This window comes from Pseudomonas sp. Z1-12, from assembly GCF_051132015.1.
Taxonomy (GTDB): domain Bacteria; phylum Pseudomonadota; class Gammaproteobacteria; order Pseudomonadales; family Pseudomonadaceae; genus Aquipseudomonas; species Aquipseudomonas zanjanensis.
Window position 1 is genome coordinate 921017 of record NZ_CP071647.1, and the last position, 16116, is coordinate 937132.

Below are 16116 nucleotides of genomic sequence, written 5' to 3' on the forward strand. Positions count from 1 at the left end.
CGTCAGCCCTGGTGGATCCGCTGCTTGAACGTCCGCGCGATGGCCTGCACGCCTGGCTGGTAATCATCGTTTTCGATGGCCGCCAAGGCCAGTTCCAAGGCCTTGTCGGCGATCAATTGATGTTGCTGGGACATGGCATTGACCGGCAGCGGCAGGAAGTCCAGCAACTGCGTGTCACCGAACGTGCCCAGGCGCAGCGGACGCGCCTTGAGCGGGAAATCGTGCAGGGCGTCGAACACCCCCTGCAGCAGCACGTAGGATGTGGTGATCAACGCATCCGGCAGATGCCCCAGGCGCGTGAGCATTTCGTCCATCAACTGGCGGCCGCACTCACGGCTGAACGACTCGCCATGTTCGATCAACACCTGGCCCTCGAACCCGGCCAAGGCCTCGCGAAAGCCCGCGGCCCGTTCCTGGCTGATGCTCAGCTCGGGACGGGCGCTGATCAAGGCGATTTGCCGAGGGTGGGTCTCCAGCAGGCTGCGTGTCAGGTGCAGGCTGGCCTGGCGGTCGTCGCTGATCACCGAGCAGAAGCGCGCCGGTTCCATCACCCGGTCGATGGCGATGATCGGAATGCCCTTGGCCTGCAACTGCTGGTAGCTGTCGTCGCCGGCCGGCAGGCAACTGGCGACGATCAGTGCATCGCAGCGCCGGGCGCGGAACAGTTGCAACAGTTGCCGTTCACTCTCAGGCGCGTCGTCGGAACTGGCGATCAGCAACTGATAGCCCCGCGCCCGTGCGCCTTGTTCCAGCAACTTGGCGATGCGGGCGTAACTGGGGTTCTCCAGGTCTGGCAGGATGAAGCCCAGGGTCCGGGTGTGCCGGCTGCGCAGCCCGGCGGCCTGGGGGTTAGGCGTGAAGCCGTGTTCCTCGACCACCGCCCGCACCCGTTCGACGGTGGCGCTGCTGATGCGTTGCTGTTCGGCCTTGCCGTTGATCACATAACTGGCGGTGGTCACGGACACACCGGCCAGTTGGGCAATATCACTGAGTTTCAACCCGGTTTTCCTTGTTTTTTCGAGTTAGCCCCGACGATAAGGGCCATCCTACCCGATTCAAGCTGACGGTCACCGTCCAAGCGCTTACGACAAGTTGCACTTCAAGGATGAGAGATTATCGAGTAACGTGCCAATCTTTCTAGATTAAACGTTTCAGCAAGCGTATTTTCAAGGCTAGCAGAATTTTTGGCCGCTCTGCCGCGATACCGCCGAAAGCTGTCCTGCAACGCTAAGCTGATTCATTCAAAACAATACCTGGCGCCAACCGGACGCCAAAAAGGAGAAAGCATGCTCGAGCTCACTCTAGAGCAGATATCCATGGCGCAGACGGCTGTGGATAAAGACGCTGCACTGCAATTGCTCGCCGACAAACTGGTGGCCGATGGCCTGGTAGCCGAGGGTTACCTCGCCGGCTTGCAGGCTCGCGAAGCCCAGGGTTCGACCTTTCTTGGCCAAGGTATTGCCATCCCCCACGGCACCCCGCAGACCCGCGACCTGGTCTATTCCACCGGCGTGCGCCTGCTGCAATTCCCCGAAGGCGTGGATTGGGGCGACGGCCAGATTGTCTACCTGGCCATCGGCATTGCCGCCAAGTCCGACGAACACCTGCGCCTACTGCAACTGCTGACCCGCGCCCTCGGCGAGACGGACCTGGGCCAGGCCCTGCGCCGTGCCGGTTCCGCCGAAGCCTTGCTGAAGCTGCTGCAAGGCGCGCCCCAGGAGTTGGCCCTGGATGCCCAGATGATCGGCCTCGGTGTGTCGGCTGACGATTTTGAAGAACTGGTATGGCGCGGCGCTCGGTTGTTGCGCCAGGCCGACTGCGTGAGCAACGGCTTTGCCGGCGTGTTGCAGCAAGTCGATGCGCTGCCCCTGGGCGATGGCTTGTGGTGGCTGCACAGCGAACAGACCGTCAAGCGCCCGGGCCTGGCGTTCGTCACCCCGGACAAACCCATCCGTTACCTGGGCCAACCGTTGAGCGGTCTGTTCTGCCTCGCCAGCCTCGGCGAGGCCCACCAGGCCTTGCTGGAAAGGCTTTGCGCCCTGCTGATCGAAGGCCGCGGCCACGAATTGGGCCGCGCCACCAGCAGCCGCAAAGTGCTGGAAGTGCTCGGCGGTGAATTACCCGCCGACTGGCCCAGCGCGCGCATCGGCCTGGCCAATGCCCATGGTCTGCATGCACGTCCGGCGAAGATCCTCGCCCAATTGGCGAAAAGCTTCGAAGGCGAGATCCGCGTGCGCATCGTCGACGGCCAGGACAGCGCCGTGTCGGCCAAGAGCCTGAGCAAGTTGCTGAGCCTGGGCGCCCGTCGCGGCCAGGTCCTGGAATTCATCGCCGAGCCGAGCATTGCCGCCGATGCCTTGCCCGCCCTGCTGGCGGCCATCGAAGAAGGCCTGGGCGAAGAAGTCGAACCGCTGCCGCCGCCGAGTGCGCCGCGGGAAACCGCAATGGCCGAAGTCGCGACCGTCATGTTGGCGCCCGAAGCCGGCAGCCTGATCCAGGCTGTCGCCGCCGCCCCGGGCATCGCTATCGGCCCGGCCCACATCCAAGTGTTGCAGGCCATCGATTATCCGATGCGCGGTGAGTCGGCGGCCATCGAGCGCGAGCGCCTGCAAAACGCCTTGAACCAGGTGCGCCGCGATATCCAGGGCTTGATCGAACGCGCCAAGGCCAAGGCCATCCGCGAGATTTTCATCACCCACCAGGAAATGCTCGACGACCCGGAACTGACCGACGAAGTCGACACCCGCTTGAAGCTGGGCGAGAGTGCGCAAGCGGCGTGGATGGGCGTGATCGAAGCCGCCGCCAAAGAGCAGGAAGCCTTGCAGGACGCCTTGCTGGCCGAACGTGCCGCCGACCTGCGGGACGTTGGCCGTCGAGTGCTGGCGCAGCTGTGCGGCATCGAAACCCCGGCTGAACCCGAACAACCCTACATCCTGGTGATGGACGAAGTCGGCCCGTCCGATGTCGCCCGTCTGGACCCGGCTCGCGTGGCGGGGATCCTCACCGCCCGTGGTGGCGCCACCGCCCACAGCGCCATTGTCGCCCGCGCCCTGGGCATTCCGGCGCTGGTGGGCGCCGGTGCGGCGGTGTTGCTGCTGGCGCCGGGCACATCGTTGCTGCTGGATGGCCAGCGCGGTCGCCTGCACGTGGACCCGGACACCGCCACTTTGCAGCGCGCCAAGGAAGAGCGCGACACCCGCGAACAGCGCCTCAAGATCGCCGCCGAGCAGCGTCACGAACCGGCGGTGACCCGTGACGGTCATGCCGTGGAAGTGTTCGCCAACATTGGCGAAAGCGCCGGCGTCGCCAGCGCGGTGGAGCAGGGCGCCGAAGGCATTGGCCTGTTGCGCACCGAACTGATCTTCATGGCTCACACCCAGGCGCCGGACGAAGCGACCCAGGAAGCCGAATACCGCAAGGTGCTCGATGGCCTGGCCGGACGGCCGCTGGTGGTGCGTACGCTGGATGTGGGCGGCGACAAGCCGCTGCCGTACTGGCCGATCGCGAAAGAAGAAAACCCGTTCCTCGGCGTGCGTGGCATCCGCCTGACATTGCAGCGTCCGCAGGTCATGGAAGCGCAACTGCGGGCCTTGTTGCGCTCGGCGGACAGCCGTCCGCTGCGGATCATGTTCCCGATGGTGGGCAGCGTCGATGAGTGGCGCCAGGCCCGGGACATGACCGAGCGCCTGCGCCGGGAAATCCCCGTGGCAGACCTGCAACTGGGGATCATGATCGAAGTGCCGTCCGCCGCGTTGCTGGCGCCGGTGCTCGCCAAGGAAGTCGACTTCTTCAGCGTCGGCACCAACGACCTGACGCAATACACCCTGGCGATCGACCGCGGTCACCCGACCCTGTCGGCCCAGGCCGATGGCTTGCACCCGGCCGTGCTGCAACTGATCGACATCACCGTGCGCGCCGCCCATGCCCATGGCAAATGGGTCGGTGTGTGTGGCGAGCTGGCGGCCGATCCGCTGGCGGTGCCGGTGCTGGTGGGCCTGGGTGTGGACGAACTGAGTGTCTCGGCCCGCAGCATTGCCGAGGTCAAGGCGCGGGTCCGCGAATTGAGCCTGGCGCAAGTACAAACCCTGGCCCAAGAGGCTTTGGCCGTGGGCAGCGCCGATGACGTGCGCGCATTAGTGGAGGCGCTGTAATGGCGAAGATTCTTACCCTGACCCTCAACCCGGCGCTCGACCTCACGGTGGAGTTGGCGCGCCTGGAGCCGGGCCAGGTCAACCGCAGCGACGGCATGCACGCCCACGCCGCCGGCAAGGGCGTGAACGTGGCCCAGGTGCTGGCCGATCTTGGCCATACGCTGACGGTCAGTGGTTTTTTGGGCGAAGACAATGCCCAAGTGTTCGAGACGCTGTTTGCCCAGCGTGGTTTTGTCGACGCCTTTATCCGTGTCCCCGGCGAGACTCGCAGCAACATCAAGCTGGCCGAGCAGGACGGACGTATCACCGATCTCAATGGCCCGGGGCCGATGGTCGACGAAGCCGCGCAGCAAGCGTTGCTGGCGCGCCTTGAGCAAATCGCTCCCGGCCACGATGTGGTTGTGGTGGCCGGCAGCCTGCCCCGTGGCGTCAGCCCACAGTGGTTGCAGGCGCTGATCCTGCGCCTGAAAAAACTCGGCCTGAACGTGGCCCTCGACACCAGCGGCGAAGCCTTGCGCGTCGCCCTGGCGGCGGGGCCGTGGCTGATCAAGCCGAACACCGAGGAACTGGCCGACGCGCTGGGTTGCGAGGTGGTCAGCGAAGCGGCCCAGGCGCAAGCGGCGCAGCGCCTGCATGCCCAGGGTGTCGAACATGTGGTGATTTCCCACGGAGCCGATGGCGTGAACTGGTTCAGTGTCGGTTCGGCGCTGCATGCGTCGCCACCCAAGGTGACGGTTGCCAGCACCGTGGGCGCCGGCGATTCGCTGCTGGCGGGCATGCTGCACGGCCTGCTCAGTGCCGACACCCCGGAGCAGACGCTGCGCACCGCCACGGCCATCGCTGCCATGGCCGTCACGCAGATCGGTTTTGGCATCCACGACACCGCGTTGCTGGCGTCGCTTGAACAGGGTGTGCGCGTGCGCCCCCTGACAGAACAATAAGAGGGTTCGCAAGATGAAATTAGCCATTGTGACGGCCTGCCCGAACGGCATGGTTACCAGTGTGTTGTGCGCCCGCCTGCTGGACGCCGCGGCGCAGCGCCAGGGTTGGAGCACCAGTGTCGAAGTCCATGATGCGGCCCATCCGGAGCGCCAGTTGTCGGCGGCGACCCTCGAAGCGGCCGAGTGGGTGTTGCTGGTCGCCAGCGGCCCGGTGGACCTGTCGCGGTTCGTTGGCAAGCGGGTGTTTCGCAGCACGCCGGCCCTGGCCCTCCAGGATGTTGATGCGGTGCTGCGTCGTGGCGCCGAAGAAGCTGAGGTCCTGGGCGAGGCCGACGTGTTCGCGCAAGAACCGGCGACTCCGACCGAGCGCGCTCCACGCCTGGTGGCGATCACGGCTTGCCCGACTGGCGTGGCCCACACTTTCATGGCCGCCGAAGCCTTGCAGCAGGCGGCGGCGCGCTTGGGTTACGACCTGAAGATCGAAACCCAGGGTTCGGTGGGCGCGCGTAATCCGTTGAGTCCCGAGGCGATCGCCGAGGCCGATGTGGTACTGCTGGCGACCGATATCGAAGTCGCCACCGAACGTTTTGCCGGCAAGAAAATTTATCGTTGTGGCACCGGCATCGCCTTGAAACAGGCCGAAGCCACGCTGAAAAAAGCCTTGGCCGAAGGCCGTCAGGAAAGTGGGGCGAGTGGCGCCGCTTCGGGACCGGCGAAAGCGGAAAAAAGCGGTGCCTACAAGCACCTGCTGACCGGCGTATCGTTCATGCTGCCGATGGTGGTGGCCGGTGGTTTGATGATCGCTTTGTCGTTCGTGTTCGGCATCGAGGCCTTCAAGGAACCGGGAACCCTGGCGGCGGCGCTGATGCAAATCGGCGGCGAAACCGCGTTCAAATTGATGGTGCCGCTGCTGGCCGGCTACATCGCCTATTCCATCGCCGACCGTCCGGGCCTGGCCCCGGGCATGATCGGCGGGATGCTGGCGAGCACCCTCGGCGCCGGTTTCATTGGCGGGATCATCGCCGGGTTCCTGGCCGGCTACGCGGCCAAGGCGATCAATCGCTACGCGCGCTTGCCCCAGAGCCTGGAAGCGCTCAAGCCGATCCTGATCATTCCGCTGCTGGCGAGCCTGTTCACCGGCCTGGTGATGATCTACATCGTCGGCAAACCGGTGGCGGGCATGCTCGAAGCCCTGACCCACTTCCTCGACAGCATGGGCACCACCAATGCGATCCTGTTGGGCGTGTTGCTGGGGGCGATGATGTGCGTCGACCTCGGCGGGCCGATCAACAAGGCCGCCTATGCCTTTTCCGTGGGGCTGCTGGCGTCTCAGAGTTATGCACCGATGGCCGCGGCCATGGCCGCTGGCATGGTGCCGCCCATCGGCCTGGGCATTGCCACCTTCATCGCCCGGCGCAAATTCGCCCAGACCGAACGCGAGGCCGGCAAAGCGGCGCTGGTGCTGGGGCTGTGCTTTATCTCTGAAGGTGCGATCCCGTTCGCGGCCAAGGATCCGCTGCGGGTGATCCCGGCCAGCATCGCCGGCGGCGCGCTGACCGGTGCGCTGTCGATGTACTTCGGCTGCAAGCTCATGGCCCCCCACGGCGGCCTGTTCGTGATGCTGATCCCCAACGCCATCAACCATGCGCTGTTGTACCTGCTGGCGATCGTGGCGGGGAGCCTGCTGACGGCGGTGGCGTATGCGCTGCTCAAGCGACCTGAGGTGGTGGAAATGGCGTTGGAGCCGGCCAAGGCCTGAGCCCACTCCGGCTTCCCTGTGGGAGCGAGCTTGCTCGCGATGGCGGTGTATCAGTCGACCAATAGGTTGCCTGACACCCTGTCATCGCGAGCAAGCTCGCTCCCACAGTTGATTTTGGGGGGCATGAAATTCCTGTCACACCCACTTCACACTCCCATGCTTAAGTTTTCCCATTTCAAGGGAGAACACCATGAGCGAATTCGACCTGGGCCGTCGTCGTGTGATGCAAGCCGTGGGGGCGGGGTTGTTGTTGCCGGGGCTGGCGCCGGCGGTGATGGCTTCGGTCAAGGATCGGCCGGTGCTCACCGACGGTGTGCAGTCTGGCGATTTGCAGGGCGACCGGGCGATGATCTGGAGCCGCAGCGACCGTCCGGCGCGGATGGTGGTGGAGTGGGACACCCGCAGCAAGTTCAGCAATCCCCGCCGCTTCGTCTCACCCATGGTCGATGCCCGCAGCGATTTCACCGCCCGGGTCGAACTCACCGGGCTGCCCCGCGACCAGGCGATTTTCTACCGGGTGCATTTCGAAGATGCCCAGAGCGGCGTTGCCAGCGAACCCTGGCTCGGCCACCTGCGCAGCGTGCCGCAGTTCAAGCGCAACATCCGGTTTGTCTGGAGCGGCGACACGGTCGGCCAGGGCTTCGGCATCAACCCGGACATCGGCGGCATGCGCATCTACGAAGCCATGCGCCTGCGCCTGCCGGATTTCTTTATCCACAGTGGCGACACCATCTACGCTGACGGCCCGGTGCCCGCGCAGGTGACGACGGAGGGCGGTCGCATCTGGCGCAACCTCACCACCGAAGCCAAGAGCAAGGTCGCCGAAACTCTGGATGAATATCGTGGCAACTATCGCTACAACCTGATGGACGAAAACGTCCGCCGTTTCAACGCCGAGGTGCCGCAGATCTGGCAGTGGGACGACCATGAGGTGGTCAACAACTGGTCGCCGGGCAAGCAACTGGACGAGCGCTACCAGACCAAGGATATCCACAGCCTCGTGGGGCGTGCGCGCCAGGCCTGGCTGGAATACGCACCGATGCGCCGGCAGAAGGCCGACGGCGGCGGACGCATCTACCGCAAGCTCGGTTACGGGCCGCTGCTGGATGTGTTCGTGCTGGACATGCGCAGCTACCGCGAAGCCAACGACGCCAACCTCGGCGCGGCCAAACCGTTCCTGGGGCGTGAGCAACTGAATTGGCTCAAGCGCGAGTTGAAGCAGTCCCAGGCCCAGTGGAAAGTCATCGCCGCCGACATGCCCATCGGCCTCGGTGTGCCGGATGGCGAGGTCAGCCCCGGCGTGCCACGCTGGGAAGCGGTCGCCAATGGTGACCCGGGCGCGGCCCAGGGGCGCGAAGTGGAAATCGCCGAACTGCTCGGTTACCTGCGCAAGCATCAGGTGCGCAACTACGTCTGGCTCACCGCCGACGTTCACTATTGCGCCGCCCATCACTACCACCCTGAACAGGCCACGTTCCAGGATTTCGAACCGTTCTGGGAGTTCGTCGCCGGGCCATTGAACGCCGGCAGCTTCGGGCCCAACGCCCTGGACAAGACCTTCGGCCCGGAGGTGGTGTTCCAGAAAGCCCCTGCGACCCAGAACACCTCGCCATTCGCCGGGTATCAGTTCTTTGGCGAGGTGAACATCGACGGGCAGAGCGGGGAAATGGGCGTGGTGTTGCGGGATCTGGAGGGCGTGGCGGTGTTCGAGAAGAAGTTGCAGCCAGTGTGAGTTCTGAGGCTCAACACAGAACCCATGTGGGAGCGAGCTTGCTCGCGATGGCGGTGTATTAGTCGACACGGGTACGCCTGACACGCCGCCATCGCGAGCAAGCTCGCTCCCACAGGGGGCTTAATGTGAATTCAAGTTAAGTGTCTGTCAGTAAACATCCCGCCGATACCGCCCCTGCTCGATCAGCCGTTCCACGGCCTCGCGCCCCAGCACGCTGTTGAGCACGTGGTCCACGCCGGAGGCCATGCCCTGCAAGCTGCCGCAGACATAGATCACAGCACCGTCGGCCAGCCATTGCTTGAGCAGCGCGGCCGATTCCCGCAGGCGGTCCTGGACGTAGATCTTCTGCTTCTGATCCCGGGAGAACGCCAGGTCCAGGCGTTCCAGGTCGCCGGAGGTCACCCATTCCTGCAGCTCATCACGGCAGTGGAAATCGTGCTCGCGGTTGCGTTCGCCAAACAGCAGCCAGTTGCGCTGCATGCCTTCGGTGACACGCGCCTTGAGCAGGCTGCGCAGGCCCGCCAGGCCGGTGCCGTTGCCCAGCAGGATCATCGGCACGCCCTGGGCCGGTAGGTGGAAGCTGCTGTTGCGACGCAGCCGCAGGCTGATGGCGCTACCCAGCGCTGCATGCTCGGTCAACCAGCCGGAACCCACACCCAGGCTGCCGTCGGGGTGGCGCTCCTGGCGCACGATCAGCTCCAGCACGCCGTCGGCCGGGATCGAGGCGATGGAGTATTCGCGTATCGCCAGCGGTGCCAGCGCATCCACCAGGGCCTGGGCATGCAGGCCGACCAGATGGGCGCGGTTTTCCGGCAACTGGCGGGTCGCCAGGGCCTGGTCGAGGTTTTGGGGCAGGCCATCGACCTGTACGCGCGCGTGGCCGGCGAGGCCGAGGCCATCGAGGAAATGTTCGATGGCCGACAGGTCATTGCGCGGCAGGATTTCCACCAGGTCACCGGCCAGCCAACTGCTCGGCCCGGGGGCGGTGAGGCCCAGCAGGTACACGCCCGAGCCGCTGCTGTCGGGGTTGAGCAGGGTGCGTTGGCCCAGCGTCCAGTTTTCGAACCGGGGGGCCTGCCAGGTTTCGGTAGGTGCCTGGCCGGTCAGTTCGGCCAGTTGTTGTTGCCAGTGACGCAGGGCGTAAGGGTCGCCGCTGTCGACTTCCACCGGCGCGAACAGGGTCTTGCCGCCGTGTTCCGCCAGCCAGGCGTGCAGTCGCCGGGCGAAGCCGCAGAAGTGTTCATATTGGCGGTCGCCCAGGCCCAGCACCGAATACTGCAGGCGCTCCAGGCTCAAGGCTTGGCCCAAGACCTTGCGTTCGAAGCCGCGGGCGCTGTCCGGGCCTTCGCCGTCGCCAAAGGTGCTGACGACAAACAGCGCGTGGGTGGCATTGTTCAGGTCTTGCTCGCGAACACCGGCCAGTGGCTGGACGTTCACGGGCAAGCCGGCGGCCTGGAGTTGGCCGGCGGTCTGCCAGGCCAGTCGCTCGGCGAAACCGCTTTGGCTGGCGAAACCGATCAGCCAGGCCGGTGCATCGGTCGGGTTGGCGCTCAGGGCCTGGCGGGCGTTCCTGGCCTGGCGCTGCTTGCGGCGACGGTCCAGGTACAGCAACCAGCCGGTGATGAAGAACAACGGCATGGTCAGTGCGGCCACGGTGACCAGGATCCGCCCGACCAAGCCAAAATAGCTACCGATATGCAGGGCATAGACGCTGGTGAGCAACTGCGCTTTGAGGCTCTTGTCGCTGTAGCGGCTGTGCCGGCTGACGACGCCAGTGGCCGGATCGAGGATGAGCTGGTTCAGTGCCCGGTCGTGGGGCGAATTTTCCAGCAGATAGAACACGGTCGCCGGTTGCCCGGCCACCGGCGGCATGCGCACGTTGTAGGCGGACAGGCCCGGGCCGGCGGCGCTGTAGATGCTGCTCCACATGGCCCGATAATCAGCCACGGGAAGTGGACCGCTCGGCGCCGGGCCGCGATTGCGCACTCGTTCCTCTTCCGGCGAATCGGAGAGCAGGCGGGTCACGCCTTTGTTGTACCACTCGTAGGACCAGGTCAGTCCGGTGAGTGCCGCCAGTAGATAGAACACCAGGCACCAGGTGCCCGCCACCGAGTGCAGGTCCCAATTGAAGCCGCGGCCTTTTTTTCGCCAATCGAGGGTCAGCCAGGCGCGCCAGTTTTTCCACTGGCGCGGCCAGCGCAGGTACAACCCGGACAGGCAGAAGAACACCAGGATCAGCGTGCAGGCGCCGGTGATCTGCCGACCCACGTCGTCCAGGGTCAGGACGCGGTGCAGCCTGAGCATCAGGCCGAAGAAATCCTGGCCGGTCACCTCACCCATGAACTGTGCGGTGTAGGGGTTGAAATAGCGCATGGCGCCGCGTTTTTCCCCGGGGGGCGCCGCAAAGATCACCCGCGCGGCGTTGCCGCTGTCGGTCTCGACCCAGAGCATGGCGACGGTCTTACCGGCGGCGGCTTCGATCTGTTCCACCAGTTCGGCGGGCGGCAGGACGCCGGCCGGCTGTTTCGCCACCGTCAGCACCTGCGGGTTCAAGGCCCGCAGGATTTCATCCTGGAACGACACCACCGCCCCGGTAACGCCCATCAACGCCAGGACCAGCCCGGCACTGATGCCGAAAAACCAGTGCAACTGGAACAGGGTTTTCTTCAACACGTCGCCTGCCTTGTTCATTTACTGTTCATCACGGCGTGCATTATGCCGTGTGTTATCGAGAAGCATTCATAAACACACCTAAAAGCCTCGATCATTTGCATGAACGGCAGGCGACGAAATCCTGTGGGAGCGAGCTTGCTCGCGATGGCGGTGGGTCTGCTTGCATCAAATACTGAATGTGCCGCCGCCTTCGCGAGCAAGCTCGCTCCCACATTGGATTTTCAGCAGACACAAAATCCAGGTGCACCCAATCCCCTGTGGGAGCGAGCCTGCTCGCGAAGAGGCCGGTACATCCAACATCTTCGCCGACTGGGACACCGCCATCGCGAGCAAGCTCGCTCCCACCATTGGATCGGAGTACGAGCGGAAAAAAACGGCGCCTTCCATTTCTGAAAAGCGCCGTTTTTTATTACGCAACAGGGCAAGAGCTACGAGCTCAAGCGCCCAAACGCATCACACGTAGAACGATTTCAGCGGCGGGAAGCCATTGAATTCCACCGCGCTATAGCTGGTGGTATAGGCCCCGGTCGACAGCCAATACAGGCGATCACCAATGGCCAGGTTCAACGGCAACCCGTACTTGTAGTTCTCATACATGATGTCGGCGCTGTCGCAAGTCGGGCCAGCGATGACCACTTCTTCCATCTCGCCTTTCTTCTCGGTCCAGATCGGGAACTTGATGGCTTCGTCCATGGTTTCGATCAGGCCGGAGAACTTGCCCACATCCGTGTACACCCAACGCTCGACAGCGGTACGGGACTTACGCGCCACCAGCACCACTTCGCTGACCAGGATCCCGGCGTTGGCGATCAACGAACGGCCCGGCTCCAGGATGATTTCCGGCAGGTCGTCACCGAAGTCTTCCTTGAGGAAACGGATGATTTCCTCGGCGTAGGTTTCCAGGCTGTTGGTGCGGGTGATGTAGTTGGCCGGAAAGCCGCCACCCATGTTGATCAGCTTCAGGACGATGCCGTCTTCTTCCTTCAAACGCTCGAAGATCACCTTGACCTTGGCGATGGCTGCGTCCCAGACGCTGATGTCGCGCTGTTGCGAGCCGACGTGGAACGAAATGCCGTACGGCACCAGGCCCAGGTCGCGGGCCAGGATCAGCAGGTCCATGGCCATGTCGGTCTGGCAGCCGAACTTGCGCGACAACGGCCAGTCAGCGGTGGTCGAGCCTTCGGTGAGAATCCGCACATAGACCTTCGAGCCCGGCGCGGCCTTGGCGATGTTGCGCAGGTCGGCTTCGGAGTCGGTGGCGTACAGGCGCACACCCTTCTCGTAGAAGTAGCGGATGTCACGGGATTTCTTGATGGTGTTGCCGTAGCTGATCTGCTCCGGGCCGACGCCACGGCTCATGACCTTGTCCAGCTCATAGATCGAGGCGATGTCGAAGTTCGAGCCTTTCCCCTTGAGCAGGTCGATGATTTCCACCGCCGGGTTGGCCTTGACGGCGTAGTAGACCTTGGCGAACTCGAAACCGGCGCGCAGGTCGTCATAGGCCTGGGAGATCATCGCGGTGTCGATCACCACGAACGGGGTTTCCTGCTTGTCGGCGAACGCTTTCATTTTCTGGAAAGTTTCGCGCGCGAAATAGTCTTCGACCTGGATCGACATACTTGGGACTCCTACTGGCAAACATCAGGATCAATGGGTTTGAGGGTGCAACCCTCGCGAACGTCCTCCGTATCCCCACTTTGGTTCGCCTACTTCCCAAGGCATGTCGCCGAAAGCAAAAAGGCCATGGGACGCTTGATTCCCTTGGCCTTGCTGTCTCGTCGTCAGTACTTGAGCCGGATGGATCGTTTCCAGCATGGACGTTCGGCGCGAACTTTAGGGCGTGAGGGGCCTGAGATCAACTAAAAATGTCGCGTTTTTGCACGTCTCCGTCGTGCGGCCCGCGACAGCTCATGATGTAACCGACCGGTGTCACAGGTTGATGTTCCCTTGGATCGGGTTTCGAGCTTGTTGAATGTTGCGCTTGCTCTTGTGGCGAGGGAGCTTGCTCCCGCTGGGTGGCGAAGCCGCCCTAAAAAAGCGATGAGCGCTTCGCACTCAAGCGGGAGCAAGCTCCCTCGCCACAAGAGCAGCCACAAAAGCCAGCAACAAAGGCTGCGGTGCTCGATCAGGTGGACGCTGTCTCGGCCGGCGACACAATACTGGTCTTGCCCCCACGAGACTTACCGGAGCTCAGGTACTCGGCAATCGATTCCTGGGTCACTTCGCCAAGGAACACCCGCTCGGCGTCCAGCACCGGCAGCCACGAGCGATTGAACTCGTACATGCGTGACAACAGGATCCGCAGGTGTTCGTCGTAGGCAGCGGTGGCGTTGAACTCGCGCAGGTATTGTCCGCACGTGCCGGTCTGGCGGTGCAGGTCGCGACGGCGGACGTAACCCAGGGCCTTGTTCTCGGCACAGGTGACCACCACGTAGCGCCGGTCATGTTCGTCCATCAGCTCCAACGCCTCGCTCACCGGCGTCTCGGGGCTGACCGACGGGGCATTGTCCGCCGCGTCTTCGGCCTTGACCAGCAGCAGGCGCTTGAGCGTGCTGTCCTGGCCGACGAAGTTGCTGACGAACTCGTCCGCCGGATGCGCCAGCAGCGTGTCCGGGTGATCGCATTGCACCAGCTTGCCGGCGCGGAAGATCGCGATCTTGTCCCCCAGCTTGATGGCCTCGTCGATATCGTGGCTGACCATGATCACGGTCTTGTTCAGCGCCCGTTGCATCTCGAAGAACTCGTTCTGGATCATCTCGCGGTTGATCGGGTCGACGGCGCCGAACGGTTCGTCCATCAGCAACAGCGGCGCATCGGCCGCCAAGGCACGGATCACGCCGATTCGTTGTTGCTGGCCGCCGGACAATTCACGGGGGTAGCGGTGCAGGTATTGCTTGGGTTCGAGTTTGATCATGCTCATCAGTTCGCGGGCGCGGTCGTGGCATTTCTGCTTGTCCCAACCCAGCAGGCGCGGAACCACGGTGATGTTTTCCTCGATGGTCATGTTCGGGAACAGGCCGATCTGCTGGATCACGTAGCCGATGTTGCGGCGCAGGGTCACTTCATCGAGGCCGGTGGTGTCTTCGCCGTTGATCAAGACCTTGCCCGAGGTCGGCGGGATCAGCCGGTTGATCATCTTCAGCGTGGTGCTCTTGCCACAGCCCGACGGCCCGAGGAACACGCAGATCTCGCCTTCGTTGACGGTCAGGTTCACCGAGTCCACGGCTTTTACATCCTTGCCGTTGCTCTTGAAGGTTTTGCTGAGGTTTTGAAGTTCGATCATTTCAGTAATCCTTTTGGGGTCAGCGAGCGTTGCAGCCATTGCAGAAGCAGGTCGGCGAAGATGGCCAGGAGGCTGACCAGCACGGCGCCGACGATCAGCATCGACATGTCGCTGCGGCTGATGGAAGCGAGGATGAGCACGCCCAGGCCACCGGCGCCGATGGTGGCGGCGATGGTCATGACGCCGATGTTCATGACCACGGCGGTGCGCACGCCGGCCAGGATCACCGGCACGGCGATGGGCAGTTCGACCATGCGCAGGCGTTGGCCGAAGGTCATGCCGATGCCGCGGGCGGCTTCACGGATGCCCGGTTCGACGCCGGTCAGGGCCAGGTAGGTGTTGCGCATGATCGGCAACAGTGAATAAAGAAACACCGCGGTAATCGCCGGCATCGGCCCCAGGCCCTGGCCGAACTTGGAGTAGAACGGCAACAGCAGGCCGAACAGCGCGATTGACGGGATCGTCAGCAGCACCGTGGCGCTGGCCTGCAACGGGCCGGCAAGCGCCGGGAAGCGGGTCATGAAAATGCCCAGCGGCACGCCGACGATTATCGCCAGGGTCACGGCGATGCCCACCAGGGTGATGTGCTGCCAGGTCAGGTGCAGCACCAGCGGCCAGTCCAGATGGGAAAAGGCGTCAAGAAAATCCATGGCTTTTCCTCCAGGTCATTGGGTTGAGAGCAGCGAATGCTGGCGCAGGAAATCGGCGGCGACGGCCGAGGGGCTTTCGTGATCGACGTCCACCCGGGCGTTGAGCTGGCGCATGGTTGCGTCATCAAACAGCTCGGCCAGCGGCTTGAGCTGCGCGGCCAGTTGCGGGTGCGTATCGAGGAATGCCTGGCGCACCACCGGAGCGGCGGTGTAGTCGGGGAAGTAATGCTTGTCGTCTTCCAGCAGCTTCAATTTGAACGCATTCAGGCGCCCGTCGGTGGTGTAGACCAAACCGGCGAATACCTGGCTGTTGCGCAGGGCGGTGTAGACCAGGCCCGCGTCCATTTGCCGGATGTTCTTGCGGGTCAGGTTCATGCCGTACTGTTCGACCATGCCGGCCAGACCGTCGGAGCGGTTGGCGAACTCGGTGTCCAGGGCCACCAGATGGTGCTCGTCGGCCTCGGCCTGCAACACCGTGTTCAACTGGCTGATGGAGTTGATCTGCGGGTATTTCTTCGCGACTTTCTCCGGCAGGGCCAGGGCGTAGGTGTTGCTGAATTTCGACGGTGCGAGCCAGACCAGGCCTTTTTTCGCGTCGAGTTCTTTCACCCGGGCGTAGGACTGGGCGCTGTCGAGTTTCTCGGTGACATGGTTGTAGGAAACCAGTGACACACCGGTGTATTCCCACAGCAAGTCCAACTGTCCGGTTTCATGGGCGCTGCGGGCCAGGTTGCTGCCCAGTCCGCCAGTGACTTGCGCGTCGTAACCTTTGTCGCGCAGGTATTGGGCGGTGATTTCCGCCAGCAAGGTCTGCTCGGTGAATACCCGGGCGCCGAGGCGGATCAGCGGTTTTTCTGCGGCTTGGGCAAACCCTGCGAACAGCAACAGGCAGCCCAGGATCAAGCTCAACTTCTTCATAACGATTCC

At 63.6% G+C, this 16116-nt stretch carries 10 protein-coding genes; 4 read left to right on the top strand and 6 right to left on the bottom strand.

Annotated features, from left to right (window positions below; translation table 11 throughout):
- Nucleotides 1-2: 2 nt before the first annotated feature.
- Nucleotides 3-998, bottom strand: coding sequence for a catabolite repressor/activator (gene cra, locus J3P85_RS03940; RefSeq protein WP_411386475.1), 996 nt, complete (start codon nucleotides 996-998; stop codon nucleotides 3-5).
- A 288-nt stretch (nucleotides 999-1286) separates the two neighbouring features.
- Between cra and ptsP the strand changes: the two genes are divergently transcribed.
- The 4 genes from ptsP (at nucleotide 1287) to J3P85_RS03960 (ending at nucleotide 8583) form a co-directional block, all read left to right on the top strand.
- Entirely contained in the window at nucleotides 1287-4151 is a 2865-nt protein-coding gene (gene ptsP / locus J3P85_RS03945) for a phosphoenolpyruvate--protein phosphotransferase (RefSeq protein WP_434704970.1), read from the top strand.
- The gene (gene pfkB, locus J3P85_RS03950) at nucleotides 4151-5092 is read left to right on the top strand and encodes a 1-phosphofructokinase (protein WP_186705998.1); all 942 of its coding nucleotides are present in this window, start codon (nucleotides 4151-4153) and stop codon (nucleotides 5090-5092) included. Before ptsP ends, pfkB begins: the two co-directional genes overlap by 1 nt.
- 13 nt (nucleotides 5093-5105) lie before the next feature.
- Entirely contained in the window at nucleotides 5106-6851 is a 1746-nt protein-coding gene (locus J3P85_RS03955) for a PTS fructose-like transporter subunit IIB (RefSeq protein WP_186705999.1), read from the top strand.
- Nucleotides 6852-7041: 190 nt separating this feature from the next.
- Nucleotides 7042-8583, top strand: coding sequence for an alkaline phosphatase D family protein (locus J3P85_RS03960; protein ID WP_434704971.1), 1542 nt, complete (start codon nucleotides 7042-7044; stop codon nucleotides 8581-8583).
- Between the two features lie 147 nt (nucleotides 8584-8730).
- Here the strand turns inward: J3P85_RS03960 and J3P85_RS03965 are convergent, their stop codons facing one another.
- The 5 genes from J3P85_RS03965 to J3P85_RS03985 all read right to left on the bottom strand — a co-directional run bounded on the left by J3P85_RS03965 (nucleotide 8731) and on the right by J3P85_RS03985 (nucleotide 16107).
- Nucleotides 8731-11256, bottom strand: coding sequence for a PepSY domain-containing protein (locus J3P85_RS03965; protein ID WP_434706321.1), 2526 nt, complete (start codon nucleotides 11254-11256; stop codon nucleotides 8731-8733).
- A gap of 453 nt (nucleotides 11257-11709) precedes the next feature.
- The gene (locus J3P85_RS03970) at nucleotides 11710-12873 is read right to left on the bottom strand and encodes a type III PLP-dependent enzyme (RefSeq protein ID WP_434704972.1); all 1164 of its coding nucleotides are present in this window, start codon (nucleotides 12871-12873) and stop codon (nucleotides 11710-11712) included.
- Nucleotides 12874-13381: 508 nt separating this feature from the next.
- A complete protein-coding gene (locus J3P85_RS03975) occupies nucleotides 13382-14539 on the bottom strand; it encodes an osmoprotectant ABC transporter ATP-binding protein OsmV (RefSeq protein ID WP_434704973.1) in 1158 nt (385 codons plus the stop codon).
- Nucleotides 14536-15189, bottom strand: coding sequence for an ABC transporter permease (locus tag J3P85_RS03980; RefSeq protein ID WP_305496867.1), 654 nt, complete (start codon nucleotides 15187-15189; stop codon nucleotides 14536-14538). The genes J3P85_RS03975 and J3P85_RS03980 overlap by 4 nt, the downstream gene beginning before the upstream one ends.
- A 15-nt stretch (nucleotides 15190-15204) precedes the next feature.
- Entirely contained in the window at nucleotides 15205-16107 is a 903-nt protein-coding gene (locus J3P85_RS03985) for a glycine betaine ABC transporter substrate-binding protein (protein WP_434704974.1), read from the bottom strand.
- Between the last annotated feature and the right edge of the window lie 9 nt (nucleotides 16108-16116).